The 24,496-nt window shown below is 70.1% G+C and carries 23 protein-coding genes and 1 riboswitch; of the genes, 11 read left to right on the top strand and 12 right to left on the bottom strand.

Annotation, left to right across the window (positions count from 1 at the left end):
- The 3 genes from PKH97_RS02885 to PKH97_RS02875 all read right to left on the bottom strand — a co-directional run.
- Positions 1 to 407 (bottom strand): hypothetical protein (locus tag PKH97_RS02885; protein WP_324385900.1); only part of this gene is annotated, 407 nt, incomplete at its 3' end.
- 64 nt (positions 408 to 471) lie between these two features.
- The gene (locus tag PKH97_RS02880) at positions 472 to 1,509 is read right to left on the bottom strand and encodes an alcohol dehydrogenase catalytic domain-containing protein (protein WP_324385899.1); all 1,038 of its coding nucleotides are present in this window, start codon (positions 1,507 to 1,509) and stop codon (positions 472 to 474) included.
- A gap of 47 nt (positions 1,510 to 1,556) precedes the next feature.
- Complete coding sequence (locus PKH97_RS02875) at positions 1,557 to 3,563, bottom strand: AAA family ATPase (protein ID WP_324385898.1); 2,007 nt, start codon at positions 3,561 to 3,563, stop codon at positions 1,557 to 1,559.
- A 310-nt stretch (positions 3,564 to 3,873) separates the two neighbouring features.
- On the opposite strand from PKH97_RS02875, the gene PKH97_RS02870 reads away from it, so the two are divergent.
- A complete protein-coding gene (locus tag PKH97_RS02870) occupies positions 3,874 to 4,011 on the top strand; it encodes an antitoxin (protein ID WP_324385897.1) in 138 nt (45 codons plus the stop codon).
- Positions 4,012 to 4,256: 245 nt separating this feature from the next.
- Here the strand turns inward: PKH97_RS02870 and PKH97_RS02865 are convergent, their stop codons facing one another.
- The 5 genes from PKH97_RS02865 to PKH97_RS02845 form a co-directional block, all read right to left on the bottom strand.
- A complete protein-coding gene (locus PKH97_RS02865) occupies positions 4,257 to 5,612 on the bottom strand; it encodes a trypsin-like peptidase domain-containing protein (RefSeq protein WP_324385896.1) in 1,356 nt (451 codons plus the stop codon).
- Positions 5,613 to 5,678: 66 nt separating this feature from the next.
- Entirely contained in the window at positions 5,679 to 7,190 is a 1,512-nt protein-coding gene (locus PKH97_RS02860; RefSeq protein WP_324385895.1) for a HAMP domain-containing sensor histidine kinase, read from the bottom strand.
- Complete coding sequence (locus PKH97_RS02855) at positions 7,187 to 7,891, bottom strand: response regulator transcription factor (protein WP_324385894.1); 705 nt, start codon at positions 7,889 to 7,891, stop codon at positions 7,187 to 7,189. The genes PKH97_RS02860 and PKH97_RS02855 overlap by 4 nt, the downstream gene beginning before the upstream one ends.
- Positions 7,892 to 8,060: 169 nt before the next feature.
- Complete coding sequence (locus PKH97_RS02850) at positions 8,061 to 8,984, bottom strand: hypothetical protein (RefSeq protein ID WP_324385893.1); 924 nt, start codon at positions 8,982 to 8,984, stop codon at positions 8,061 to 8,063.
- A 111-nt stretch (positions 8,985 to 9,095) separates the two neighbouring features.
- Positions 9,096 to 9,617, bottom strand: a complete 522-nt coding sequence (locus tag PKH97_RS02845; protein ID WP_324385892.1) for a hypothetical protein — start codon at positions 9,615 to 9,617, stop codon at positions 9,096 to 9,098.
- 53 nt (positions 9,618 to 9,670) lie between these two features.
- Between PKH97_RS02845 and PKH97_RS02840 the strand changes: the two genes are divergently transcribed.
- From PKH97_RS02840 to PKH97_RS02825, 4 genes are all read left to right on the top strand, one after another.
- Positions 9,671 to 10,600, top strand: a complete 930-nt coding sequence (locus tag PKH97_RS02840) for an aldose 1-epimerase family protein (RefSeq protein ID WP_324385891.1) — start codon at positions 9,671 to 9,673, stop codon at positions 10,598 to 10,600.
- Between the two features lie 90 nt (positions 10,601 to 10,690).
- Complete coding sequence (locus PKH97_RS02835; RefSeq protein WP_324385890.1) at positions 10,691 to 11,086, top strand: cold shock domain-containing protein; 396 nt, start codon at positions 10,691 to 10,693, stop codon at positions 11,084 to 11,086.
- The gene (locus PKH97_RS02830) at positions 11,086 to 11,826 is read left to right on the top strand and encodes a DUF3027 domain-containing protein (RefSeq protein WP_324385889.1); all 741 of its coding nucleotides are present in this window, start codon (positions 11,086 to 11,088) and stop codon (positions 11,824 to 11,826) included. The genes PKH97_RS02835 and PKH97_RS02830 overlap by 1 nt, the downstream gene beginning before the upstream one ends.
- 319 nt (positions 11,827 to 12,145) lie before the next feature.
- Positions 12,146 to 13,921, top strand: coding sequence for an acyltransferase family protein (locus PKH97_RS02825; protein WP_324385888.1), 1,776 nt, complete (start codon positions 12,146 to 12,148; stop codon positions 13,919 to 13,921).
- 8 nt (positions 13,922 to 13,929) lie between these two features.
- Here PKH97_RS02825 and PKH97_RS02820 read toward each other — a convergent pair whose 3' ends face one another.
- Positions 13,930 to 14,430 carry a GNAT family N-acetyltransferase gene (locus PKH97_RS02820; RefSeq protein ID WP_324385887.1) on the bottom strand — a complete coding sequence of 167 codons (501 nt, stop codon included), beginning with the start codon at positions 14,428 to 14,430 and terminating at the stop codon, positions 13,930 to 13,932.
- A 29-nt stretch (positions 14,431 to 14,459) separates the two neighbouring features.
- Positions 14,460 to 14,744: a DUF2530 domain-containing protein gene (locus tag PKH97_RS02815; RefSeq protein ID WP_324385886.1), complete on the bottom strand. Its 285-nt coding sequence runs from the start codon at positions 14,742 to 14,744 to the stop codon at positions 14,460 to 14,462.
- Positions 14,745 to 14,795: 51 nt separating this feature from the next.
- Here PKH97_RS02815 and PKH97_RS02810 point away from each other — a divergent pair, with 51 nt between their 5' ends.
- From PKH97_RS02810 to PKH97_RS02800, 3 genes are all read left to right on the top strand, one after another.
- On the top strand, positions 14,796 to 16,295 hold the full coding sequence (locus PKH97_RS02810) for an NCS2 family permease (RefSeq protein WP_324385885.1): 1,500 nt from the start codon (positions 14,796 to 14,798) through the stop codon (positions 16,293 to 16,295).
- Positions 16,296 to 16,460: 165 nt separating this feature from the next.
- Positions 16,461 to 16,886 (top strand): MarR family transcriptional regulator, encoded by a 426-nt coding sequence (locus PKH97_RS02805; RefSeq protein WP_324385884.1) that lies wholly within the window; start codon positions 16,461 to 16,463, stop codon positions 16,884 to 16,886.
- A gap of 46 nt (positions 16,887 to 16,932) precedes the next feature.
- Complete coding sequence (locus tag PKH97_RS02800) at positions 16,933 to 18,219, top strand: MFS transporter (protein WP_324385883.1); 1,287 nt, start codon at positions 16,933 to 16,935, stop codon at positions 18,217 to 18,219.
- A 123-nt stretch (positions 18,220 to 18,342) separates the two neighbouring features.
- Here the strand turns inward: PKH97_RS02800 and serC are convergent, their stop codons facing one another.
- Both serC and PKH97_RS02790 read right to left on the bottom strand, forming a co-directional pair.
- Positions 18,343 to 19,461, bottom strand: a complete 1,119-nt coding sequence (serC, locus tag PKH97_RS02795; protein ID WP_324385901.1) for a phosphoserine transaminase — start codon at positions 19,459 to 19,461, stop codon at positions 18,343 to 18,345.
- Between the two features lie 524 nt (positions 19,462 to 19,985).
- Positions 19,986 to 21,089 (bottom strand): citrate synthase 2, encoded by a 1,104-nt coding sequence (locus PKH97_RS02790; protein WP_324385882.1) that lies wholly within the window; start codon positions 21,087 to 21,089, stop codon positions 19,986 to 19,988.
- 110 nt (positions 21,090 to 21,199) lie between these two features.
- Between PKH97_RS02790 and pdxH the strand changes: the two genes are divergently transcribed.
- The 3 genes from pdxH (at position 21,200) to PKH97_RS02775 (ending at position 23,979) form a co-directional block, all read left to right on the top strand.
- The gene (pdxH, locus tag PKH97_RS02785; RefSeq protein WP_324385881.1) at positions 21,200 to 21,889 is read left to right on the top strand and encodes a pyridoxamine 5'-phosphate oxidase; all 690 of its coding nucleotides are present in this window, start codon (positions 21,200 to 21,202) and stop codon (positions 21,887 to 21,889) included.
- Between the two features lie 181 nt (positions 21,890 to 22,070).
- Positions 22,071 to 23,267 (top strand): MFS transporter, encoded by a 1,197-nt coding sequence (locus PKH97_RS02780; protein ID WP_324385880.1) that lies wholly within the window; start codon positions 22,071 to 22,073, stop codon positions 23,265 to 23,267.
- Between the two features lie 13 nt (positions 23,268 to 23,280).
- Positions 23,281 to 23,979: a metal-dependent transcriptional regulator gene (locus tag PKH97_RS02775; RefSeq protein ID WP_324385879.1), complete on the top strand. Its 699-nt coding sequence runs from the start codon at positions 23,281 to 23,283 to the stop codon at positions 23,977 to 23,979.
- Positions 23,980 to 24,157: 178 nt separating this feature from the next.
- Positions 24,158 to 24,339, top strand: a riboswitch (cyclic di-AMP (ydaO/yuaA leader).
- Positions 24,340 to 24,496: the final 157 nt, after the last annotated feature.

Below are 24,496 nucleotides of genomic sequence, written 5' to 3'. Positions count from 1 at the left end.
GGGCTGCGCGTTCCGGCGATCGTCGGAGCCGAGGGTCCGGCCACGGCGGAGGGGGCGAGCCCGCCCGAACGCACACCGGTGCCCGAGGTGCCGACTGCCGGACCAGGCACGAGGATCGCGTCGCTCGCCGCAGCGGCGGAGCGCTCGTCCGTCGAGGATGCGGCGCCACCGCCGAATCCCGCAGAGGCCGAAACGGTTCCGCGGGTGAAGACCGGGATGTCCGGGACTCCGGTCGCCGCCTCCCCCCGCGGGGCGGCGACCGGAGTCGGGGCGGCAACGGCGCCCTGCTCGATGAGCAGCCGCTGACGGAGCGCGGCGAGACCATTGCCCACGGCATACATGCGGGTCATTGCCTCGGCGAACTCGGCTTCGAGGTGGCGGACGGAATCCACGTGCGTTGCGGCCATGCATCCATGGTGGTCGCAGCCCCAGGCGGGACGCCTGAGTCGGACTACTCAAACGGTTGGCGGATCACCGGCGGGGATCGATCAATCGAACCCCGCGCGGGGCGTCGGGAGCGTCCATCGTCATCAGCGCGGGACCAGCATCGGCCAGGGGCAAGGTAGCCGTGACGAGAGCGGCGGGGTCGAGGCCGCTCTCGACGGCATCCAACAGGGCCGGATAGTCGGACGCAGCCATCCCGTGGGAGCCGAGGATGCGCAGTTCGTGCGCGATGACACGGCCCAGGGGGAGCACGCTCAGGGGCTCGGCGAGCAGGCCGACCTGGACATGCCGCCCGCCCCGGGCCAGGCCGAGGACGCCGGCGCTCGCCAGGACCGGTGAGCCCAGGGCATCCATGCTGACGCTGCTCCCGTCCGGCCAGAGCGTGCGCACGTGATCTGCGATGTGTTGTGGCGAATCCGTGGCGTCGATCCGTTCAGCACTGGCGCCCAACGACATCGCGTGCCCTAGCGAGGCTGACGAGATGTCCAGGGCGAGCACCTCGGCGCCGAGATGGACCGCGATCTGGATCGCGGCGAGGCCGACACCGCCGGCGCCGAACACGGCCAGGCGTTCGCCCTCCTGCAGCTGTGCGACTGCGGTCAACGCCCGCCACGCGGTCGCATAGCGGCAGCCGAGCGCGGCCGCCGCATCGTCGCCGATGGCGTCCGGGAGTGCCACCAGATTGACGCGTGCCGCGACCACCGGCACGTATGCCGCGAATGAGCCTTGGTCGGTGAAGCCCGGCTGCCGCTGCGCCCGGCACACCTGGCCGTGGCCGCGCGTGCACTCGGGGCAGGTGCCGCAGGCCATCACGAAGGGCACGGCCACGCGCTTGCCGAGCCACTCGGGCGCTTCCGGTGCCTCGATCACCGTGCCGGTGAACTCGTGCCCGGGGATGCAGGGCAGCGCCGTGTCGCTGTCGTGGCCGCGCCAGCCGTGCCAGTCGCTGCGGCACAGACCGGTCCGGGCCACTTCGACAATCGCGGCCCCTGGGCCCGGCGTCGGGTCGGGGGCGTCCACGATGGTGACCGCCCCGCCGAAAGTCTCGTAACGCAGCGCCCGCATGCCCCGAACGTACCCCGGCCGGCGCGCCTCAGTTACAGCGTGCCCGTTCAGCCGCCAAGGGCGCTGGGGAGGGGGCCGGAGTGCAGGATGTCGAGCTCGGAGACGGCTCGGGTCAGGACGACATAGAGGCGGCGCAGGCCGGTGCGCTCATCGGGCTCGGCGGCGGCGATGGCCGCGGGTTCGACAACGATGACCCGGTCGAACTCCAGGCCCTTGGCGATAGTCGCCGGCACGATATCGACCTGATGCTCGACATCGCCGTGATCGCTCCCGAGCACACCGTGCTCGATGCCGGCCCCGCTCAGGGCCGTTGAGAGCCGGTCGATATCGGCATCCGGCGCGATCACGCCGACCGACCCAGGGGCTTGGACCGCCGCATGGACAAGGGCGACAAGGCGATCTGAGATCTCAGCCGCAGTCGCCGCGTGCTCGCTTAACCGGCCCGGGTTGTCACGCACCGACTCGGGGGCCGCGAGACCGGGGGCGATCAGCGGGAGGAGGCGCGCGGCATACGTGATCACGCTGGCGGGCACGCGGAAGCCGCGGGCTAGGACCTCCACATGGCTGTCGGGCTTGCCGAGGTGGGTGAGGGCATCGGCCCAGGACGCCGTCGCCCAGGGCGTCGTGCCCTGGGCAATATCGCCGAGCACGGTCAGCGACCCGGTCGAGGCGCGGCGGCCGACAGCGCGCAACTGCATGGGGGAGAGGTCCTGCGCCTCGTCGAGGATCACGTGCCCGAGGCTGGGCGTGCGATCCAGCAGGTCGGTGAGCTCGTCAACGAGCACCAGATCTGCGGTGGTCCACTTGGCGGAGCCGGCGGTGCGAGGTGGCTTGTCCCACAACAGCATTCGCTGCTCGTCGACCGAGAGAACCCCGTCTGCCGCAGCTGACAGGGCCTCGGGATCGCTGAGAAGTCGATGCAGGACCTTGGCCGGGTCGAGGGTCGGCCAGTGCGCCGCGACATAGGACTTGACCGCAGGGTTGCGGGCGACGGAGTCGTGGACGCGGTCGTCGGGGCTCTCGCCGGCCCGCTCCATCGCGAGCAGGACGTGATGCGCCAGCCGTTGCGGGAACATCGCCCGAGCCGCGTGGAATCTCGCTCCGCGAGAGCGCAATTCGTCCATGACATCGGCGACGTCGTAGGCCGGCACCCGCCATCTGCGGGCGCCGCGTGGGACGACCAGGGCCTGACTCGGTGTCGCCACGGCCGCCCAGACGGCGCGCCGGAGCACCTCCGCGAGCCGGGCGTCGCCTTTGAGCGCGGCTACCCGCGGTGCCTCGGTCGCGCGCGCGGGCCGGCTCGCGACGAGGTCCGCGATGGTCGTATGCCCGACCCGCACCTCGCCGAGCGCGGGGAGGACCGCCCCGATGTGATCGAGGAAGGCGCGGTTAGGGCCGATGACCAAAACTCCTTGGCGCGCAAGGCGATCGCGGTGGGCGTAGAGCAGCCACGCCGCCCGGTGCAGGCCCACCGCGGTCTTGCCGGTCCCGGGGGCACCCTGCACGCAGACGGTCGTGTCGGCGTCGGCGCGCACGATCTCGTCCTGCTCGGGCTGGATGGTGCTGACGATGTCGCGCATCGGGCCGACGCGGGGCCGCTCGATCTCGGCCGCGAGGATCGCGCTGCGCGACTCGGGCTCGGCGGCATCGGTGAGGTGTTCATCCTCGTATGCCGTGATCTCGCCCCCCGCGATGCCGAAGCGTCGGCGCAGGGTGATGCCCATCGGTTCCGAGCGAGTAGCCCGGTAGAAGGCAGTCGAGACGGCGGCGCGCCAGTCGATGACCATGGGGTCGCCGGCCTCGTCGCTGACGTGGCGTCGGCCGATGTACCACCGGTCGGCGTCGGCGGTGTCGAGTCGCCCGAAGAAGAGCGCCGTCCCGGGGTCGTCGGCGAGTGCGGCAGCGCGGTAATAGAGGGTGCGGGCCAAGTAGGCGGCGGCGATCGGGTCGGCCGCGTTGACCTCGATCGCTTCGGTGCGTTCGCGCATGCGGGCCAGCGCGGTTCGTGCTGCCGCGAGGTGCGCCTGTTCATGGAGAAGGTCGATTTCAGGCACGAGGATCTAGCCTGCCGTCTGCAGCCGCCCGGGGCAAGTGGTTTGCGCGTCGGACAGGTCGCCGGGAGTTCCGGCCGGGCTCGGACCGTGATCTCGCCAGGGCGGGGACCCGGGTCGGTTGCGTCGGATCCGGTCCCAACCCTGGACCCCGGTGGTCCCGCCGGGCGTCCGCGATGACAGGCCGGGGTGAGCGACCGGCCGCAAAGGTCACCGAGCCTCTTCGCCCGAGTCGGCGTCGCCGGCGTGCCAGGGTGGACGAAACGACGGGGGCTCCGACCGGGGGCAGCCCGGCTGATGTGAGGAGGCAGCAATGTCCGAGAGCCCGAACCAATTCGGCGCCCCAAATGTGGGGGACGCGGTGACCAAGGCGAAGGACTACACACGCGCCAACCCGGATCGGGCGCGATCGGCGATCGACAAGCTCGAGGACTTCATCGACGAGCGGTGACGCCGACCCGACGACCGGGACCGGGCCGACTGGGACGGTGCCAGGCGGCATACCGGCGTCCTGACCGACCTGGCCACCCATGCGCACGACAAACCCCTTGTCCGCAACGCAAGCCCTTCCCCGTGCGAACAAGGGGATTGTGGCATCGGGCGGGAAAGCCGCCCAGCGCCAACCATGCAGGGGCGGGGGCACCTCGACCGCCTTCGAGGTGCCCCCGCCGTGGGAGGGAAGAAACGCTTCGGGGGTCAGCCGGCCGTCGCGGGGCGAACGGCCAGGGTGACCGACACGTCCTGGCGAGCGCCGCCGCGGATGACCGTCAGCTTGACCGTACTGCCGACTTGCTCGGCGCGAATCTTGGCGATCAGCGAGTCGCGCGACTCCACCGGGGTGCCGTCGACCGCGATGACCACATCGCCGGCCTGGAGTCCGGCCGCCTGCGCCGGAGTGTTGGGCGAGACCTCGCCGACCTGGGCGCCGGCCCGCGTCGCGGAGCCGTCGGTCGCCTCGCCATCGCGCAGCGTGACGCCGAGGTAGGCGTGCTGGGCCTTGCCGCTCGCGATCAGCTGCGTGGCGATCGCCTGCGCCTCCACCACCGGGATGGCGAAGCCGATACCGATATTGCCCGAGTTCGAGCCGGTGCTGGCGATGGATGAATTGATGCCGATGAGCTTGCCGTCGGCGTCGACGAGCGCCCCACCGGAGTTGCCGGGGTTGATTGCGGCCGAAGTCTGAATGGCGTTGGTATAGACCGGCTCGGTCTGCTGCTGCCCGTACTGCGCCTGCGAGTCACCCGTCGTCACCGGCCGGTTGAGGGCGCTGACGATGCCCGTCGTGACGGTGGAGGCCAGGCCCAGCGGGTTGCCGACAGCCATCACTGGGTCGCCGACCTTAAGGGCGTCGGAGTCGCCCATGGCGATCGCTTTCATGTCGCTCGGCGGGTTCTTGACGGTGATGACTGCCAGATCCGTCGACGGGTCGGTGCCAGCGACTGTCGCGGGGTACTTGCGGCCATCGGCCAGCGTGACCTCGATGGTGCCTTCGACCGCGCCGTCGACGACGTGGTTGTTGGTCAGGATGTGGCCCGAGGAGTCGATGACGACGCCCGAACCCTGCGCCGAACCGCCCTGCACCTGCAGGCTGATCGCGACCACGCTCGGGGTCACGGTGGCTGCGGTTGCGGTCCAGTCAGGCGCATTGGGGTTGACCTGGCGGATCTGCTGGGCGCCCGCGGACGAGCCGGCGGGGCTGGCGGCGGACGACGCTGTGGAAGGGGAGGTCGCATTGCCGTCCGCCGCGCGCACCGTGGCATACGTCCCGCCGCTCGCCAAGGCGGCGGACAGGAGCGATGCCGTCAACACGGCCGGCCAGACGCGGCGGGCCCCCGACGATTGGGAGGAGGGAGGGGTCGTCGGGGGCGCCGCCGGGCCGGAACCGGCCCAGGACGGGGGAGTGGGCGCCGTCGCGCCCGGGTAGCGCTGGCCGGACCGGTCGCCGAACCACAGCGGAGCCGTGGGTTCGGAGATGGGGTGGTCGGTCTCGGCTGGCGCAGGCGACGTGGTCGGAGGGGTGGTCGATCCCGTCGGCGTGCCCGGTTGCGTCATCGTGGCGCTCCTGTCGTCCTTGGTGGTGATGACCAGTTAAGTAGGTCAACTTCGGACGATGCTGGGCTACGCCTGGGAGTTGCCTGAGTATGTGGGCGCGGGCAGTTCCACGACGAAGGTCGCCCCGCCGCCGGGGGTCGTCGCGATTCCGACGCGCCCGCCGTGGCGGGCCACGATCGCCGCGACGATGGCCAGTCCGAGGCCCGTGCCACCGCTCGCGCGGGTGCGGGCGGAGTCGACGCGATAGAAGCGCTCGAAGATCCGTGACTTCGCGGCCTCGTCGATCCCGTGACCGTGATCGCGGACCTCGATGACAACACCGGACGCGCTGCGTCCCACCGCCACGTCAATGGGCGTCCCCGCGGGCGTATGCCTGATCGCATTGGTCAGCAGGTTGCCGAGCACTTGGTGCATCCCGGCTTCCTCACCCTGCAACTCCAGCGGTGTCAGCGCACCGCTGAGTCCGGTGAGCGTGATGTGCCGGGCCGGGTCGCGTACGCGGGCCGCCTGGACCGCCTCGGCCGCGACCACAGTCACATCGAAGGGCGTCTTCTCCAATGGCCGCTCCTCATCGAGGCGAGCAAGCAGCAGCAGATCGTCGACCAAGTGAGCCATCCGGGAGGCCTCGCCCTCGATCCGTCCGATTGTCGAGGGGAGCGCCTGCTCGGGCACAGCACCCTGGCGATACAACTCGGCATACCCCCGCACGGTCGCCAAGGGTGTGCGCAACTCGTGGGAGGCGTCCGCGACGAACTGGCGCATCCGTTCTTCCGATGCCTCGCGCACGGCGAAGGACTCCTCGACATGGGTCAGCATCGCGTTGAGGGAGGTGGACAAGGACGCCACCTCTTCTGGAGCATCGGTCGTCGGTATCCGGCGGCTCAGATCGCCGGCGGAGATCGCCCTCGCGGTGTTCTCGATCTCGGTCAGCGGCCGGAAGGCCCGGCGCACCGCCAGCCAGCCGACGAGCGCGAAGGCCGCCAGCGTCGCCAGCGAGATCAAGGCAGCGAGCAAGGCGAAGCGCTTCAGCGTGGTCGAGACGTCCTTGAGCGGTTGCGCGACGACGACTACCGCGGTGCCGTCGTCCAGCGCGCGGGCGACGCCGCGCCACAACAGGTCTGACCCGGCCGTGCCCAAAGTGAAGGCCTCGCCGTTGTCGACCCTGGGGTCGGCCAGGGTCATGGCGGACAGCGCGGGCACGGCGTCGACATCGGTGGCGGGGATCTTGATCGCCCCGGTGCCGGACTGCGGAAAGATCACCACGGCATACACGCTGGGCAGCCGGATCGTCTCGCGATTGGCGAGTAGCTGGTTCAGGGCCTGGTTGGCCACCGAGGTCGAGCTGCGGCGCAGGTTGTCATCGACGCGGGCGATCAGCTCGCGCCGCATGAGATAGCCCATCACCGAGCTCGACAAGGCGAGCGCCACCACCAGCAGGCAGAGGGTGACCGCGATGAGCCGGGCGCGCAGCGAGGTGCGGTGCAGGAGCGTGGGCACCCTTCGCAGCCACGCCTGGGCGCGGTCGGGGACGGAGGGGGCGCCCGGCGCGGGCTCGGTGCTCGCGAGGTCCTGGCTCACGCCGGCGGCTTGCGCAGGACGTAACCGACCCCACGCTTGGTGTGGATCAGGGGCGGCAGGCCGTCGGTGTCGATCTTCTTGCGCAAGTAGGAGATATAGGACTCCACGATGCCCGACTCGCCCCGGAAGTCGTAGTCCCAGACGTGGTCGAGGATCTGCGCCTTCGACAGCACCCGGTTGGGATTGAGCATCAGATAGCGCAGCAGCTTGTACTCGGTCGGCGAGGTGTCGATGGGCCGGCCCGCGCGCCGCACGTCGTGGGTGTCCTCGTCGATCTCGAGATCCTCGAAGCGCAACACGGCGCCCTCGTCGACCTCGCCGCGGGTGCGCCGCAGCACCGCGCGGATGCGGGCGACGACCTCCTCGAGGCTGAAGGGCTTGGTGACATAGTCGTCGCCGCCGACGGTCAGGCCCTTGATCTTGTCATCGACGCTGTCGCGGGCGGTGACGAAGACGATCGGTGCCCGCCGGCCGCTCTCGCGCAGCTTGCGGGTGACCTCGAAGCCGTCCATGTCAGGGAGCATCACGTCGAGAACGACGAGGTCGGGATCGTGCTCCGCGGCCGCGCGGACGCCAGCCCGGCCGTCGCCCGCGGTGACCACCTCGAACCCGGCGAACTGCAGCGAGGTCGCCAGCAACTCGCGGATGTTGGGCTCGTCCTCGACGACGAGCAGCCGTGCCTCGGGTTCCCCTGTGCTCATGCTGTCGAGATTGACAACTCAACCTGGGAGTTGGCTGTATGCCGGCTCAAGAGCCGTCCTACCCGGCAGCCCCGTGGCGCGATCGCGGCGCGATGCCGATGCGCCATGCGCCGGGCCCGGCGACCACCGCCGGTAGCAGTCATCCGCCGGCCCGGTGCTGGGGCCCGGTTCAGTGCAGGGGCTGCCAATCCACCGAGGTCGCCCAGGCGCCGCTGGGGATGTCCCAGTCGAATGTCCCGGTGCAGCCCGAGGACAGACAGAAAGACTCGACTGAGGAAACGTCATACCCGTAGCCACTGACGGCCAACTTCCCGTCCGGCGACGCGGCGGGGTCGCCCGAGGCGAACTCGGCGTCCGTCCCGGACACATACGTCACGCTGCCGCCGGCTAGGTCACTGGTCACGAGAGAGGTCTCGTAGGTGTCGGTGTCGTACCCGTACCAGAGGATCTTCGTCCCGCTGGCCAGGACGTCGGCGCGACCGCTGTAGTGCGCCCACTTGCCGCCGAAGGCCGCCACCCCCGTGACCGGCACGATGGTGCTGACGGCACCGGTTGTTGTGTCGACCTTGCGGATCGTGTCCGTGGAATCCGAACCGGTCGGGCACTGGTCGATGTAGACGACATAGCGTCCGGTCTTGGCCCAGGTCGGGTCGAAGGCGCACCCGTCGTTCTTCGCGGTGAGGGCGGCAACGGCCTTGGTGGCAACGGTGACGACGGCCAGTGACCGCCCGGTCTTCGAACCGGTGACCGAGCGCGAAAAGGCGATGCGTTTGCCGTCGGGGGACCACGTCGGGTTGACGTCATGGCCGGTGCCTGAGGTGATCTTGATCCGGCCGGTGCCGTTGGCGTTCATCGTCCAGATCGCGCCGCGGTAGGCGAAGGCGAGCTTGGCGCCGTCCGGCGACCAGCGCGGGCCGGTGCCTGGGCCGAGCGAGACCATGCTGCCGCCCTTGGCGGCGATGGTGAACATGGCTGAGTTGGTCTCGACCGCGATTCGGCCGTTGGTGCCGGGATAGGCGGCCTGGGCCGGGGCGGTCAGGGTGGCGAGGCAACCAGCGGCCAGGCTGGCCACGGCGAGTGAGGTCGCGCGCATGGTGTGCTCCTGTCGATCGTGGGGTGCGTCACCGACTAGGGAGTACTTCGACCTCCACCTGATACCGAATGCCAGGAGAAATGTGCTCGAGGGCAGCGGTGAATACCAGCGTCAGCCGGCGAGGAGGCCGAGGAAGGCGGTGATCAGGCCGATCAGAGCCGCGAGCATGACCAGCGCGAGCACGACGATCAGCACGAGGCCACCGGCGAAGGCCCACCAGCCGGCCCGTGCCAGGCGCGCCGCGCGCGCCGGTTCGGCCCGCCCGGCGGCCAGCGACATGATCCCCAGGACGAGCGCGGGGATCTGGGTGATGAGGGCGAGCGGGAAGATGCACAGTGCCGAGAGCACAACCAAGGTGATCGCGGAGCCGTTCGAGTGCCCGGCGGCATACGCACCTAGGGCGGACGGATCCTGGTGCACGGCATAGGGATTCGGCGCGGCGGTGGGTTGCCCGCTCGCTGAGCCGACGGCATACGGGTTCGCGCCGCCCGCGGGGCCATAGGGGCTCGACGGATAGGGCGTGGCCGCGGGATCAGGGGTGCCCGGCGGCGGGACATACCGCCCGGGCGGGGCGTCCTGGACACGCGACCGGGGCGCGCCGAGATCGGGCAGCGGGCGGGTCGGGTCGGTCATGGCGGGCTCCTGGGTGGGTGACGCCAGGATAAGTGACCTGGCACGATCAGGGCATGACCGCACCGAGCCCATCGGGCGCCCAGTGGCTGATCTCCCACGGCGACCAGCGCGCAATCGTCGTCGAGGTGGGCGGGGGCCTGCGCACCTATGACGTCGGCGAGATCCCCGTGGTCGCCGGCTATGTCACTGAGCGGATGTGCGCCCACGGCCGGGGTCAGGTGCTCATGCCCTGGCCCAACCGCATCCGCGACGGTCGCTATCACCTCGGCGGGGCCGACCAGCAACTGCCGATCAGCGAGGTGGCCCGCCACAATGCCAGCCACGGCCTCGTCCGCTGGGTCAATTGGGAACTCGTGGCCCAGACCGCGGACAGCGTCGAGGTGCGCTATCGCCTCCACCCCCAGCCCGGCTGGCCCTGGTATCTCGACCTCGGCCTGGTCTATCGCCTCGGCCCGGAGGGGCTGACCGTCCGCGTCCACGCCCATAACCCGGGCGAGGAGCCGGTGCCCTTCGGCTTCGCCGCCCACCCGTATGTCGCGACTGGCGGCGCCGCGCCCGCCGACGTCACGCTCACCCTGCCGGCCGAGTCGTATCTGACGGTCGATCCCGAACGCTTGCTTCCGGTGGCTTCCGTCCCCGTGGAGGGAACGGCCTACGACTTCCGGACGGGCAGTGCGCTGGGCGCGGTGGGGTTGGACACGGCATACACCGATTTCGTGCGCGACGGCGAGCGGTGGCGGATCACCCTCGACGGCGTCCCCGCCGGCCGGGTCGAGGTCTGGGGCAGCCAAGAACTCCCGTGGGCGCAGGTGTTCGACGAGAAGGTCACGCTGCCGCTCGATGGCCCCTATCCGCCCGGGATCGCCATCGAGCCGATGTCCTGCCCGGCCGACGCCTTCAACTCCGGAACCGACCTGGCCTGGATCGCGCCCGGCTCGAGCTGGGCCGCGGAGTGGGGCATCACCGCCCACCTGCGGGCATAACGCGGTGCGCGCCGGGCGCGGGGCGCGTTAGCCTTAGCACAGCGGGCGCGCATCGGCGCGCCCGTTCGGTACGACTTCACGAGGTGCACGGTGCCTACTGGCAAGGTCAAGTGGTATGACGCCGACAAGGGTTTCGGCTTCATCGACGCGGACGAGGGCGAGGACGTCTTCCTTCACGCCAATGCGCTGCCCGCGGGGCTGACCACGATCAAGGCGGGCACACGCATCGAGTTCGGCGTCGCCACCGGCCGCAAGGGTGCCCAGGCGATGGCCGTCCACGTCCTGGAGCCCGCGCCCAGCGTGCAGGCCAACCGTCGCGAACGCGACCGCAAGCCCACCGAGGACATGGTCGTCATCGTCGAAGACGTCATGCAGTTGCTCGACAAGGTCTCCACCAGCCTGCGCAAGGGCCACTACCCCGACAAGGGCATCGCCACCAAGGTGGCGCAGGTCCTGCGCGCCGTCGCGGCGGATCTCGAGCCTTGATGGTTGCCGCGGTCAAGCCGGATGCCGTGCTCGTCGGTGCTGCCGACGTCGCGCTGGCGGCGCTGACCGAAGCCGCTGAGCCGGGCACGATCGGAGAGCACCGCGGCGTCGCGATGCTGGCCGATCGCCTCGCGGTGCACTACTTCGATTGCCTCGCTGCGGCCTATCCGGGCTGGCAGTGGGCGGTCTCGGTCGCGCGCGCCCCGCGCGCGAAGGTCGCGACCGTCTGCGAGTCCTCGCTGCTGCCCACCGACGGTGCCCTGCTGGCCCCCGCCTGGTTGCCGTATGCCGATCGGCTGGCTCCCGGGGACATCGGACCCGGCGATATCACCCCCTTCGTCGCCGACGATCCCTGTCTGGAGCAGGGTTTCGAGGCGACCGGCGAGGAGGACGTCGACGCGGTGGCGCTGTGGGAGCTCGGCCTGGGCCGACCCCGCGTGCTCTCGCCCGAGGGGCGCGACCAGGCCGCTCAGCGCTGGTACGAAGGGGCGCACGGCCCGGCCGCCCCGGTCGCCGTCAAGGCGCCCGCGCACTGCGCGTCGTGCGGCTACTACGTGCCCCTGGCCGGCACGCTCCGTGCGGTGTTCGGGATCTGCGCCAACGCCTGGTCGCCCTCCGACGGCACCGTCGTCAGCCGCGACCACGGGTGCGGGGCGCACTCGGAGACCGACATGGACCGGCCGGAGCCCGATCGCATCCCCGAGCCGATCGTCGACGAGTTCACTGTCGACGAGCTCTGATCGCCGCCCGGCGATCCCTGACCCCGTCGGAAAGTCCCGCCTCGCGCCACCGAGTTTCTGACGACCTCGGCGCAGGGATCATCGTCCGGCGTGGCTGCCGGCTCCCCCAAGGCCTGGCTGTGGGCCTGACCTGGTCAGACGTGCATATTTCACCCTGCGCCAGCGGTGTGGCTTCCCGCTCTTCGCCCGGTCGCGGCCCCATACTGGTCGAGTTCCACGCGCGAGAGGGGATCACGCCATCGACGCTGCCCGCACCCAGGTCGGCGCGCTAGCGCCTGTACGGGCCCTCGCTGGAGCCACGCGGACCAGGCTGCCCAAGGTGGCCGGGCTCGACGGGTTGCGCGCCGTCGCGGTCATCGCCGTCATCCTCTTCCACCTCGACCTGCCCTGGCTGCCGGGCGGTTTCCTCGGGGTCGACGTCTTCTTCGTCATCAGTGGCTATCTGATCACCTCGCAGGTGTGGGCCCGCTCCTTCCACGGCCGCGTCGATCTGCGGCACTTCTGGCAGGCCCGGGCGCGCCGCTTGCTGCCAGCACTCGCGGTCACGCTCGCCGCCACAACGATCGCCGAGCTCATCCTCGACCGGGACCATCTGCGCAGCTACCTCGGCGATCTCGCGGCGGCCGCCACCTATACCTCCAACTGGTGGTACGTCCTGCACCAGCGCTCCTATTTCGAGGCCTCCGGGCGCCCGCCGGCCCTGCAGCACCTGTGGTCCCTGGCCGTGGAGGAGCAGTTCTATCTGCTCTGGCCGCTCATCGTCGCTGTGGTCCTCGCCAGCGCCGCGACGGTGGCCGCCCGGCGCAGGCGCCTGCTCGCCGTCGCCCTGCTGCTGGCCGCCGCGTCGGGACTGGTCATGGGCCTGGGCACCCACGCCTCCGGCGCACCGATGACCGCGGACCCGTCGCGCTACTACTTCGGCACCGACTCGCACGCGAGCGCCGTCCTGATCGGCTCCGCGCTCGCGGTGTGGCGTGGCGGACGCGGCTTCACCCGCGCCCGCCCACCGCTCTCACCCGCCCGTGCCGGTATGACGTTCGCCGGCGTCGCCGCGCTCGCCGCCGTCATCTGGGCGTATGCCGCGCTCGACTCCTGGTCGGTGCCGCTCTACCGCTTCGGATTCGTCGCCTTCGCCGCCGTGGTTGCGCTGCTGGTCGCCGCGGCGAGCCGCCCCGGCCCGCTGGGCCGGCTGCTCGACGCACCGCCGCTCGCGGCGGTGGGGAAGCGGTCATACGGGCTCTATCTGTGGCACTGGCCGGTCTTTGTCTTCACCCGGCCGACTCTCGATGTGCCGCTCACCGGCGCGGCGAATCTGGTGCTGCGACTCGCCCTACTCGGCGTCGTCTCCGAGCTGTGCTATCGCTTCGTCGAGACGCCGACCCGGCGCTACGGCATCCGGGGAGCCTGGCGACGCCTGCGGGATTGGCAGGTCTGGCGCCTGCCCGCGACCGGCTTGGTCACCGGCGGGCTCGCCTCACTGACCGTGCTCACGGTGGCCGCCGCCGCATTCACCCCGACGACGATTGCCGCGCCGGCCCGTCTCGTTCTCCCCTCCGTGACGCCCTCCACGCCTACGGCCACCGGGTCCGCGACCACGCCGCCGCTGAAGATTCGTCCGGGCGCAACCGGCACGATGACGATGGCGGTCTACGGCGACTCGGTCGCGTTGGGGGCCACGCCCCGGCTGCGCAAGATCTTCGCCGATGTGGTCCTGCGCGCCCAGATCGGTGAGCAGTCGTGGACGCTGCTGCCCGAGTTGCTGCGCGAGGCGCCCACGCTGCCAGAGGATGTCGTGCTCATCCACACCGGCAACAACGGGATCATCGACAAGTCGCAACTGATCGCCGCCATCGACGCGATCCCCGCGGCCGCGACTGTGGTGCTGGTGACCCCGCGCGTGCCACGCCCCTGGATGGCTCCCAATGTCGCGACCGTGCGGGCCGTCGCCGCCGCCCGCCCGCGCGTGCACATCGCGGATTGGGCGTCCGTCTCGGACGGGCACCCTGAATACGTCAACACCGACGGCGTCCACATGACGACCGCCGGCATCAAGACGTATGCCGCCCTGGTCCAGCAGGCGGTCCTGACCCCCTGACGCGCGGCTCAGGTCAGCGGCAGGAACATCACGTGCAGGCCGACCCGGCCGTGGGCGCGCGAGTCGAAGGCACCCGGCACCGTGCCGATGATCGCGAAGCCGGCCGACTGCCACAGGCGCACCGCCGCGGTGTTGGTCTCGACAACGGCGTTGAACTGGATCCCGGCGAAACCTGCGCGGCGATGCCAGTCGATCACATAGTCCAGCAACGCCCGGCCGACCCCGAGGCCGCGGGCGGCGTCGGCGACCATAAAGCTCGCGGTGCCGATATGCGCACCCCGGGACGGGCGGTTCGGGCCCATCTTGGCGCTGCCGAGGAAGCGCCCGCCGGCGTCGCGGGCGATGACCGTATGCCCGGGCGGTGCCTCCCACCACAGAGCCTGGATCGCGGTGTCGGACAGCCCCGTCGGGTAGGCGTAGGTCTCACCGGCATCGACGATCGCCCGGAAGACGGGAGCGAAGTCCGGCAGGTCGGACTCGGCATACGGCAGAAGGGTCAGGGCGGCCACGAACGCGAGCCGACGGTCCGAGCCGACGGTCAGTAGTAGTCCTGCGGGTTGGCGGGCGCGGAGCCATGGGCGTCGGCGGCATTCCCGCGGCCGCGGCGCACGTAGAGATAGCCGAGCGCGCCCAGTGCGATGCCGGTGAGGCACGCCCACTTCCACCACGCGCGGTCGCCGTCGCGCAGCGCGGGGATGGTCAGGGTCGCGACGAGGGCGAGCACCCAGACGCCGATCCCGATCAGGACGATCCGGTCCATCCGGAAGGCGATCGGCTCCGGCGCGGTCGGGGCGAGGCCGTTGTCGCGGCGTAGCGTGCTCACAGCCTGAGCCTACCGACCGGCTCACCTGCACCGTTGAATACCATGCGCGCCATGGCGAACCCCCAAGTCCGGGACCGGCGCACCCCGCCGCCCCCCGCAGCCGGCGGCCTCGACGGCTTCTTCCAGATCACCGCGCGCGGCTCGACCGTCGCGCGCGAACTCCGTGGTGGCCTGGCTACCTTCTTCACGATGGCGTACATCGTCGTCCTCAACCCGCTGATCATCGGCACGCAGACCGACTCGACCGGCAAATTCCTCGGCGGCGGCGCGGCCCCCAATTTGGCCATGGTGGCGGCGACGACGGCCCTGGTCGCGGGCGTGATGACCATCTTGATGGGCGTGGTCGCGAACTTCCCGCTCGCGCTCGCCACGGGCCTCGGCCTCAATGCCTTCGTCACCTTCGGCATCGCCAAGCTGCCCGAGATGACGTGGGCGGACGCCATGGGCCTGGTGGTCATCGAAGGCCTGATCATCACGATCCTGGTGTTGACCGGCTTCCGGCAGGCGGTTTTCCACGCCGTGCCGCCGCAGTTGAAGACGGCGATCTCGGTCGGCATCGGCCTGTTCATCGCCGTCATCGGCTTCGTCGACGCAGGCTTCGTGCGCAAGTCTTTTGGCGGTCCGCTGGGTGAGCTCGGCGTCGGTGGCTTCCTCGTCGGCTGGCCGCTGCTCGTCTTTGTGCTTGGCCTGTTCATCACCGTCGTCCTGCTGGTGCGCAAGGTGCGCGGCGCGATCCTCTACGGCATCCTGTCCGCCACCGTGCTGGCGATCATCGTGGAGTCGATCGGCAAGATCGGCGCGCAGAAGAACGACAAGGGCGAGCTGGTCAACCCGACCGGCTGGGGCTTGAACGTCCCGAAACTGCCGAGCTCGGTCGCGAGCACCCCGGACTTCGGACTGCTGGGCGACTTCAACCTGCTGGGATCCTTCAAGGCCATCGGTGTGATCTCGGCGGTCCTGCTGGTCTTCACGCTCCTGCTCGCGGACTTCTTCGACACCATGGGCACGATGGTCGCCATCGGCGCCGAAGCGGGCCTGAACGACGCCGAAGGCGTGCCGCCCAACTCTGAGCGCATCCTGATCGTCGACTCGGTGGCGGCCATGGCCGGCGGCGCGGCGGCGGTGTCGTCGAATACGTCCTATATCGAATCGGCGTCGGGCGTCGGCGAGGGAGCGCGGACCGGGCTGGCCTCGGTGGTCACCGGCGTGCTCTTCCTGCTCGCGACCTTCCTCGCGCCGCTCGTTGCGGTCGTGCCGTATGAGGCGGCCACCCCCGCCCTGGTCGTCGTTGGATTCTTGATGATGCAGCAGGTGCGCGAGATCGACTGGGACGACCTGGAGATCGCGATCCCCGCGTTCTTGACGATCGTGCTGATGCCCTTCACCTACTCGATCACCGTCGGTATCGGTGCGGGCTTCGTGGTCTATGTGCTGATCAAGCTGGCCAAGGGCAAGATCGCCGAGATCCACCCGCTGATGTGGGTCACGGCTGCGTTGTTCGTTCTCTACTTCGCGATCGACCCGGTCAAGTCGCTGCTCGGGGTCGGCTGATCCAGGGCCTTGAGCCGCCGGGTCGTGCACGGTCCGGCGCTCTGCGTAGGGGTCGGCGGTTCGAACCGCCGACCCCTACGCCCAGGCGCGACCCGCGCAAGCGGGCGCGGCGGCTGACTCAACGCGGCATTTAGTTAGCAAAGGTAATGAGCTAAGCTAAGGGTCATGCCGACCGACGCGGCCATCGCCGAACTCGCCACCGAGATCCGCCTGGCGTGCATGCGTATCTCCCGCCGAGTCCGGTTCGAGAGCGGCAGTTCGCTTGCGCCGCATCAGTTCTCGGTCCTCGTGCGGCTCGGCGAGCACCCCCGCACGCCGCGCGAACTCGCCGACATCGAGAAGGTCTCCGCGCCGAGCATGACCCGGACCACCAACGGCCTGGTCGAGCGCGGCCTGGTCGTCCGGGCCGCCGACCCCGACGACGGGCGCTGCGTGATCCTCTCGCTCACCCCCGAGGGCGCCGCCCAGGTCGCCACGATCCGCGCCGCCCGCGACGGCTGGATGTCCTCGCGCGTGGGCAATCTGACGCCCGAGGAGCGCGAGGTCCTGCGGCAGGCGAGCGCCATCCTGCACAAGGTGGCCCAGGCGTGAGCGCGGGCACCAACGGGCGGCGGGCACGGCATACGGGCGGGGCCGGATGAGTCCGACCTTCCACTCTCTGGCCATCCGCAACTACCGGATCTACTTTTTCGGCGCACTCGTCTCCAATATCGGCACCTGGATGGCGCGCGTCGCGCAGGACTGGCTGGTGCTGGTCGACCTGACGCGGCACTCGGCGAGCGCGCTCGGGATCGTCACCGGCCTGCAGTTCTTGCCCTTCCTGTTGCTCGCGCCGTGGGCGGGCGCGGTCGTCGACCGTTTCCCCAAGCGAGCCCTGCTGATGGTCACCCAGACCGCGCTCGGGCTGGTTTCGCTGGTCACCGGGCTGCTCGTGGTGTTCGGCTGGGCGCAACTGTGGCAGGTCTATGTGCTTGCGCTGCTGCAGGGCATCGCGACGGCCTTCGACAATCCGGCGCGGCAGGCCTTCGTCTCGGAGATGGTGCCTACCGCGCGCTTGGCCAATGCCGTTGCCCTCAACAGTGCCTCGTTCAACGCCGGCCGCCTGATCGGCCCGGCAGCCGCCGGCCTGGTCATCGCGGCCTGGGGCACCGGTGTCGGCTTGCTGATCAATAGCGCGACCTTTGGTGCGGTCCTCCTTGCTCTGACACGCCTCGACCCGGCGGCCCTGACCCCCGCACCCGTCACCCGGGGGAAGGGATCGATCCGGGAGGGGCTGGCCTATGTGCGGGGACGGCCGGATCTGAAGCTGGTCATGGGGCTGGTGTTCGTCCTCGGCACCTTCGGGATGAACTTCCAGATCACCATGGCACTGATGGCGACCAAGATCTTCGGCAAGGGGCCGACCGAGTTCGGGCTGCTCGGCTCGATCATGGCGATCGGTTCGCTCGCCGCCGCCCTGCTTTCGGCGCGGCGCGCGAACCCCCGACTGCGGCACCTCGTGGTGTCCATGGCGTTGTTCACCGTCTCGGCCGCGGCCGCTTCGCTCGCCCCGACGTATGCCGTGTTCGCCCTCACGCTGATCCCCGTCGGTCTCGCCGCCTTGTCCGCATTGACGACGGCGAACGCGATGGTGCAGTTGCGGACCGCGCCGGAGATGCGCGGCCGGGTGATGGCGCTCTATATGGCGATCTTCATGGGCGGTACGCCCTTCGGCGCACCCCTGATCGGGTGGATCGGGGACGCCTTCGGGGCTCGTTGGACGATCGGGATCGGGCCGTTGGCGCTGGCGATCACCCTCTTCCTGGTCGCGATCTCCCTGTGGCGGCGCGAGAATGTCCGGGTGACTTTCACCGCGTCCGCCCGCCCGCACCTGCAGATCTCGACCCGGGCCGTCACCCGCCCGGTCCCGGAGCCGGCACGATGACGCCGCGGTTTCGCCGGATCGTGACGCTCGTGGTGCTGATCGGCATGGTCGCCCTGGTCCTCGCCTCCGCCCTCTCGGGCTTGTGACCTGAGCCGAGACGGGGAGGGCTCGCCCCGGCTCGGGTCACAGGCGCTCGAGGATGTAGTCGATGGCGCCGGTCAGCCGGGTGATGTCGTCGGGGTCGACGGCCGGGAACATCGCGATGCGCAACTGGTTGCGACCGAGCTTGCGGTAGGGCTCGGTGTCGACGATTCCGTTGGCGCGCAACACCTTGGCGATCGCTGCCGCGTCCACCGAGTCGACGAAGTCGATGGTCCCGACGACCTGCGAGCGAGCGGCCGGGTCGGCGACGAAGGGGGTGGCGACCTCGGACGCCTCCGCCCAGGCATACAGGCGCGAGGAGGAGTCGGCCGTGCGGCCGGTGGTGAAGGCCAGGCCACCGTTCTCGTTCATCCAGCGCAGCTGCTCGGCCATGAGCGCGAGAGTCGCGACGGCCGGCGTGTTGTAGGTCTGCTCCTTGCGCGAGTTGTCGATCGCCGTGGGCAGGCTGAAGAAGTCGGGCACCCAGCGGCCGCTCGCGGTGATCTCGTCGACCCGGGCCAGGGCGGCGGGGGAGAAGAGCGCGAGCCACAGGCCACCGTCGGAGGCAAAACACTTCTGCGGCGCGAAGTAATAGACGTCGGTCTCGGCGATCTCGACGGGCAGGCCGCCGGCGCCGGAGGTGGCGTCGATGAGGATGAGCGCGTCGTCGTCGGCGCCGGGCACCCGGTGAACCGGCGCCATGACGCCCGTCGAGGTCTCGTTGTGCGGCCAGGCGTAAGCGTCCACGCCCGCCTCGGCCGTTGCCGTGGCGAGCGTGCCCGGGTCCGCCTTGACGATCGTCGGCTCTCCGAGGAAGGGCGCGGCCTTGGTGACCGAGCCGAACTTCGCCGAGAACTCACCGAAGGCCAGGTGCTGGCTGCGTTCGCGGATCAGGCCGAAGGCGGCGATATCCCAGAACGCGGTCGAGCCACCATTGCCGAGGACGACCTCGTAGCCCTCGGGGAGCTGGAAGAGCTCGGCCAGGCCCTCGCGGACGGCCTTGACGAGGTTCTTCACGGGCGCCTGACGGTGGGAGGTGCCCAGCACGGTGGTCCCGATCTCGGCGAGCGCGGCCATCTGCTCGGGCCGGATCTTCGACGGGCCGCACCCGAAACGGCCGTCGGCCGGCCGCAGGTCGTCGGGAAGGCGGAGGTCACTCAGGTCTGCAGTCACGTGCTCAAGTCTGACAAAGCCGCCCCCGTGACCGGTGCCACGTCCCGCCACCCGGGACGGCCGGACCCAGCCGTATGCCGTAAACGCGCTGAGGCTTAAAGCATGCGTCATGCGCATGTATCAATTGCGTTTTTCACATTTGAGTTATGGAAGCAAAAGTCGCACCATTGAGGAGGAGTCACAAGGAAGTGCCCGAAGGACACGCACACCAATCACTCCCGAAAGAGGTTCGCCATGACCCACATCAAAACCTGGCTGAAGAAGTTCGACGCCTGGACGCTGGACGTCTTCAACCCGCCGGTGCCCGGCTACCGCGGCCGCTGAGGCTCGACTCGACGAGCTGCGACCGACGCGCACGGAGCGCGGGGTCGAACGCGTCGAGACGTCGCGGGGACCGAGGCGAAGCACCCCGCAACGAATCGAATCGGCGCCTGCCCCCAACGGGGCAGGCGCCGGTTGGCATTGTGGCGCAGGGATATTCACATCGCCTGGCCGGTGCGATCGTCTTCGAGTCAGCTGTGCGCGCGGAAGCCTTGGACGTCCTCCAACGGACGGGGACCCGGGCCGACATACTTCGAGGACGGCCGGATCAGGCGGCCGGTCCTCTTCTGCTCCAAGATGTGCGCCGCCCAGCCCGCGGTGCGCGCCGAGACGAAGAGCGGCGTCATCATCTCGCCCGGCACGTCGGCGAAGTCGAGCAGCACGGCCGCCCAGTAGTCGACATTGGTCTCCATCTTGCGCTCGGGATAGCGCTCGGCGAGGGCCGCGATGGCGGCCTTCTCCAACTCGACCGCCACCTCGTAGCGCGGGGCGCCGAGCCGCTTGCAGGTGTCACGCAGGACCGCGGCCCGCGGGTCATAGGCGCGATAGACGCGGTGCCCGAAGCCCATCAACCGCTCACCGCGGTCGAAGACGCCCTTGACGTATTCCTCGGCGTTGCCCGAGCGCTCCACACCTTCGATCATGTGCTTCGCGCGCGACGGCGCCCCCCCGTGCAGCGGGCCGGAGAGGGCACCGACGGCACCGGACAGGCACGCCGCGACGTCGGCACCGGTGGAGGCGATGACCCGCGCGGTGAAGGTGGACGCGTTCATACCGTGCTCGGCGGCCGAGATGAAGTAGGCATCGATCGCCTCGACGTGGGCGGGGTCCGGCTCACCGCGCCACCGGATCATGAACCGCTCGACGATGGTCTTGCCCTCATCGACCCTGCTCTGCGGCACCATGGGTGTGCCGAGGCCGTGCGCGGACTGCGCGATGAAGGACATCGCCATCACCGAGGCGCGCGCGAGGTCTTCCCGTGCCTGCTCGGGGGTGATGTCGAGAAGCGGGCGGAAGCCCCACAGCGGCGCGAGCTGGCACAGGGCCGATTGCACATCGACGCGGATGTCGCCGGTGTGGACGGGCAGCGGGAAGGGCTCGGCCGGCGGCAACCCCGGATCCATCGCATTGTCGACCAGCAGACCCCACACCTGGCCGAAACTGACGCGACCGACCAGGTCCTTCAGGTCGACTCCGCGATAGCGCAGCGCGCCACCTTCTTTATCGGGCTCCGCGATCTCGGATTCGAACGCAATGACCCCTTCGAGGCCGTGCTTGACGTCGTTGTCGCTCATGGCTACCCCATCCCAGACTGTTCCTTTGCCTGTTGGCGTGCCTATTCTGCACGCCACCGCCGACACTCGCGGCATCACGTCCGCAAGGGGCGCAGGCATACGCTCGGTCCATGGCACCGGATCCGCTGGCTCCTCGCATCTCCTACACCGGTGACGCCGTCGACATCGGCGGTCTCGCGGACAATCCGTATGCCGTCGCCTCCGCCTGGATCGACGCTGCCGTCGCGCGGGCGGCTGAGCGCGGCGATGTGCCCGAACCGACCGCGATGGCCGTGGCCACCGTGGACGCTGTGGGGCTGCCGGACGTCCGGACGGTGTTGATGCGCTTCCTTACGCCGGAGGGTCCGGGTTTTGTGACCAACCTGGATTCGGCCAAGGGTCGCCAGCTCGCGGCCAATCCTGGTGTGGCTGCAACCTTGACCTGGCCGGCGATGTTCCGGGCGATCCGCTTCCGCGGACGTGCGGTGGAGTTGCCGGACGAGCTCGTGCGCGACTATTTCGTCACCCGGCCCTGGGGATCGCGGATCTCGGCCTGGGCGTCGGAGCAGTCCGCGCCCATCGCCTCGCGCAGCGCGTTGGAGGCGCGCTCGTCCGAGTTGGCGGCCCGCTGGCCGGACACCGGCTCGCCCGACGATGTGCCCGTGCCGACGCGCTGGGGCGGCTACCGGATCGTGCCTGAGGAGGTCGAGTTCTGGGCCGGGCGCCCCGATCGCCTGCACGACCGGATCGTGTATGCCCGTGTGGCCGAGGGCAGCCTGGCCGACGCCGCCGCTTGGGCGATCTCGCGCCGACAACCCTGAGCCCGCGGCGTAGGCACCAGGTGTGTAGCGCCGAGCCCAGGGGTGCATCGGTGCACCCGGTTCGCGGCGCTTGAACCGGTTCGCATCGGTTGAGCCGGTGCGCATCGCCTGACTGTCCACGCGGGGGCCGACCCGAGCGCGAACCGGCGGGTTGTCGGTGCGGATGTCTAGGCTCGCTGGAATGACCACCAGCCCGCCCAGGGAGGACTTCCGGCTGCGCTCGGTGGCGGTCGCGGCATACGGGCCGACGATCCTCGAGGGGATTGGCTACGGCGCGGCCATCCCGATCGTCCCGCTCTTGGCGCGCCAGCTCGGAGCCACTGTCGGGCAGGCCGCGCTGGTTGCCGGGCTCCTCGGCGTTGGCCAGCTGTGCGCCTCCCTTCCCGCGGGGGCGATGATCGCGCGGATCGGCGAGCGGCGGGCGATGGTCATCGCCTCGGTCGGGGGCGCGCTGACGGCCGCCATCGCATCGTCGGCGCTCTCGGTTCTCGTCCTTGGGGCCGCGGCCTTCGTCACGGGGATGACGTGGAGTGTCTTCCTCCTGGCGCGTCAGGGTTTCATGATCGACGCGGTGCCGGAGCACCTACGCGCTCGGGCGCTCTCAACGCTGGGCGGCAGCCACCGGATCGGCATGGTGATCGGCCCGCTGGTCGGGACGGCGGTCATTCACCAGTGGGGGATTCGGGCCGCCTTCGTGGCCAGCGTCTTGGCCTCCCTGGCGGCGCTCCTGCTCGTGCTCCGGGTCGACGACCTCGGTCACGAGGCCCGCGAACTGGGGCGCGCGGATCCGGCATCGACGTGGACGCTGCTGCGCCGGCATACGCGCGTCCTGGCTAGCCTCGGGACCTCGGCGATGACGATCAACGGGCTGCGGGCGGTGCGACTGAGCGTGCTGCCGCTCTGGGGAGAGCACATCGGCCTGAGCGCGTCGCAGGTCTCGATGGTCTTCGCGATCGGGGCTCTGGTCGAGGTGGCCATCTTCTATCCGGCCGGCTGGGTGATGGACCGGCGTGGGCGGGCGATGGTGGCCGTGCCGTGCGCCGGACTGCTGGCCCTGGGCTTCCTGGTGCTCCCCCTGACCGCCAGCCTGGCGGGCCTGCTCGCCGTCACCTTCTTGATGGCCGTCGGCAACGGCCTGGGATCGGGCATCGTGATGACGCTCGGTGCCGACACCGCCCCGGTGGTGCACCGGGCGAAATATCTCGGGGGCTGGCGCCTGTGCGGAGACATCGGCGCGAGTGGCGGCCCGCTCGTCGTCAGCGCCATCATCGCGGCCACCGGGTTGGCGAGCGCGAGCCTGGCCGTCGGGGGGCTCGCGCTCGCGGGCACGGCGTGGATCGCCCATTGGGTGAGCGCGCTCGATCGGCGTCGCCGATGAGAGGATGGCGCGCGTGAGTGACCTAATCGACACCACGGAGATGTATCTCAAGACCATCTTCGAACTTGACGAAGAAGGGATCCCGCCCCTGCGGGCCCGCATCGCCGAGCGCCTCGGCCACTCCGGACCCACCGTCTCGCAGACCATCGCCCGCATGGAACGCGACGGCCTGGTCTCGATCGCCGGTGACCGGCACCTCGAGTTCACCGACCTCGGTCGGCAGCGCGCGACCCGCGTGATGCGCAAGCACCGGCTGGCGGAACGGCTGCTCGTCGACGTCATCGGCTTGGAGTGGGAGTACGTCCACGACGAGGCCTGCCGCTGGGAGCACGTGATCTCCGAACGGGTCGAGCGCCGGATCATCGCCCTGCTCGGTGACGACCTGCTCTCGCCCTATGGCAATCCGATCCCCGGGCTTGCCGAGTTGGGCGAGGCGGCCAGCGTCGAGGACTTCCGGGCCGGGCTGGAGACGATGTCGGCCATCGCCGACAGCGACGAGGCCCATGTCACCGTCCGCCGGATCGGCGAGCCGGTCCAGATCGACCACGAGGCTCTGAAGTTGCTCACCGAGGCCGGCGTGCGGCCCGGCGAGGCGATTCGCGTCCGCCGCGAGGACGGCCGAGTGCTCGCGGTGGGCGCCACCCGCGACTTCACCGAGGGCGTTTCGTTGCCCGAGGACATCGCCGACCACGTCTTCGTGCAGACCCAGTAGGACACCCCCAAAGGCGGTGTCGTGGTGAGCGTCGGGAGCCGCCGCTGACCGGCGTGGCGCCGGCATACAGCATGGTGTGGTATTCCTCACCGATCCGTCACCGCCCTGTGATCGAAACGTGACATATGGCGGGGGAGTGTGTACCGTTTCGTCTCGCGGCTCCCCCAGAGCCGCCCGAACGCCTGGATCGCCGAGTCCTACCACCAGGTGCACGGACCGAAGATTCCGCCAGGTAGGAGCGGGGGACCCACCTTCGGGCGCTTGCGTCCTTGGGGTGAAGTCCGCCAGGTTCGACCGGCGGGCCGGACAGCATCTCTCGTCCGAACCCGACAGCTCACCTCGTAGGCGTCGAGAGGTCACCGTGCCGAAGCTTGCCTCGGGGCGCTATTCCGCCCGCGCCCGAATTGCGCAGAACAAGAGCCAGAACCACTCCTCGACCGACGCCGTCGTGCGCGCCGGCGCGGTTCTGGCCGCGACGACCGCGCTGGTCTCGGCGATGGCCGCCACCGCCTCCGCC

The organism is Nostocoides sp. (genome assembly GCF_035343835.1).
Classification (GTDB): domain Bacteria; phylum Actinomycetota; class Actinomycetes; order Actinomycetales; family Dermatophilaceae; genus Nostocoides_A; species Nostocoides_A vanveenii.
Note: the sequence above shows the minus strand (reverse complement) of the source record. Positions and strands in the feature narration are given on the sequence as shown.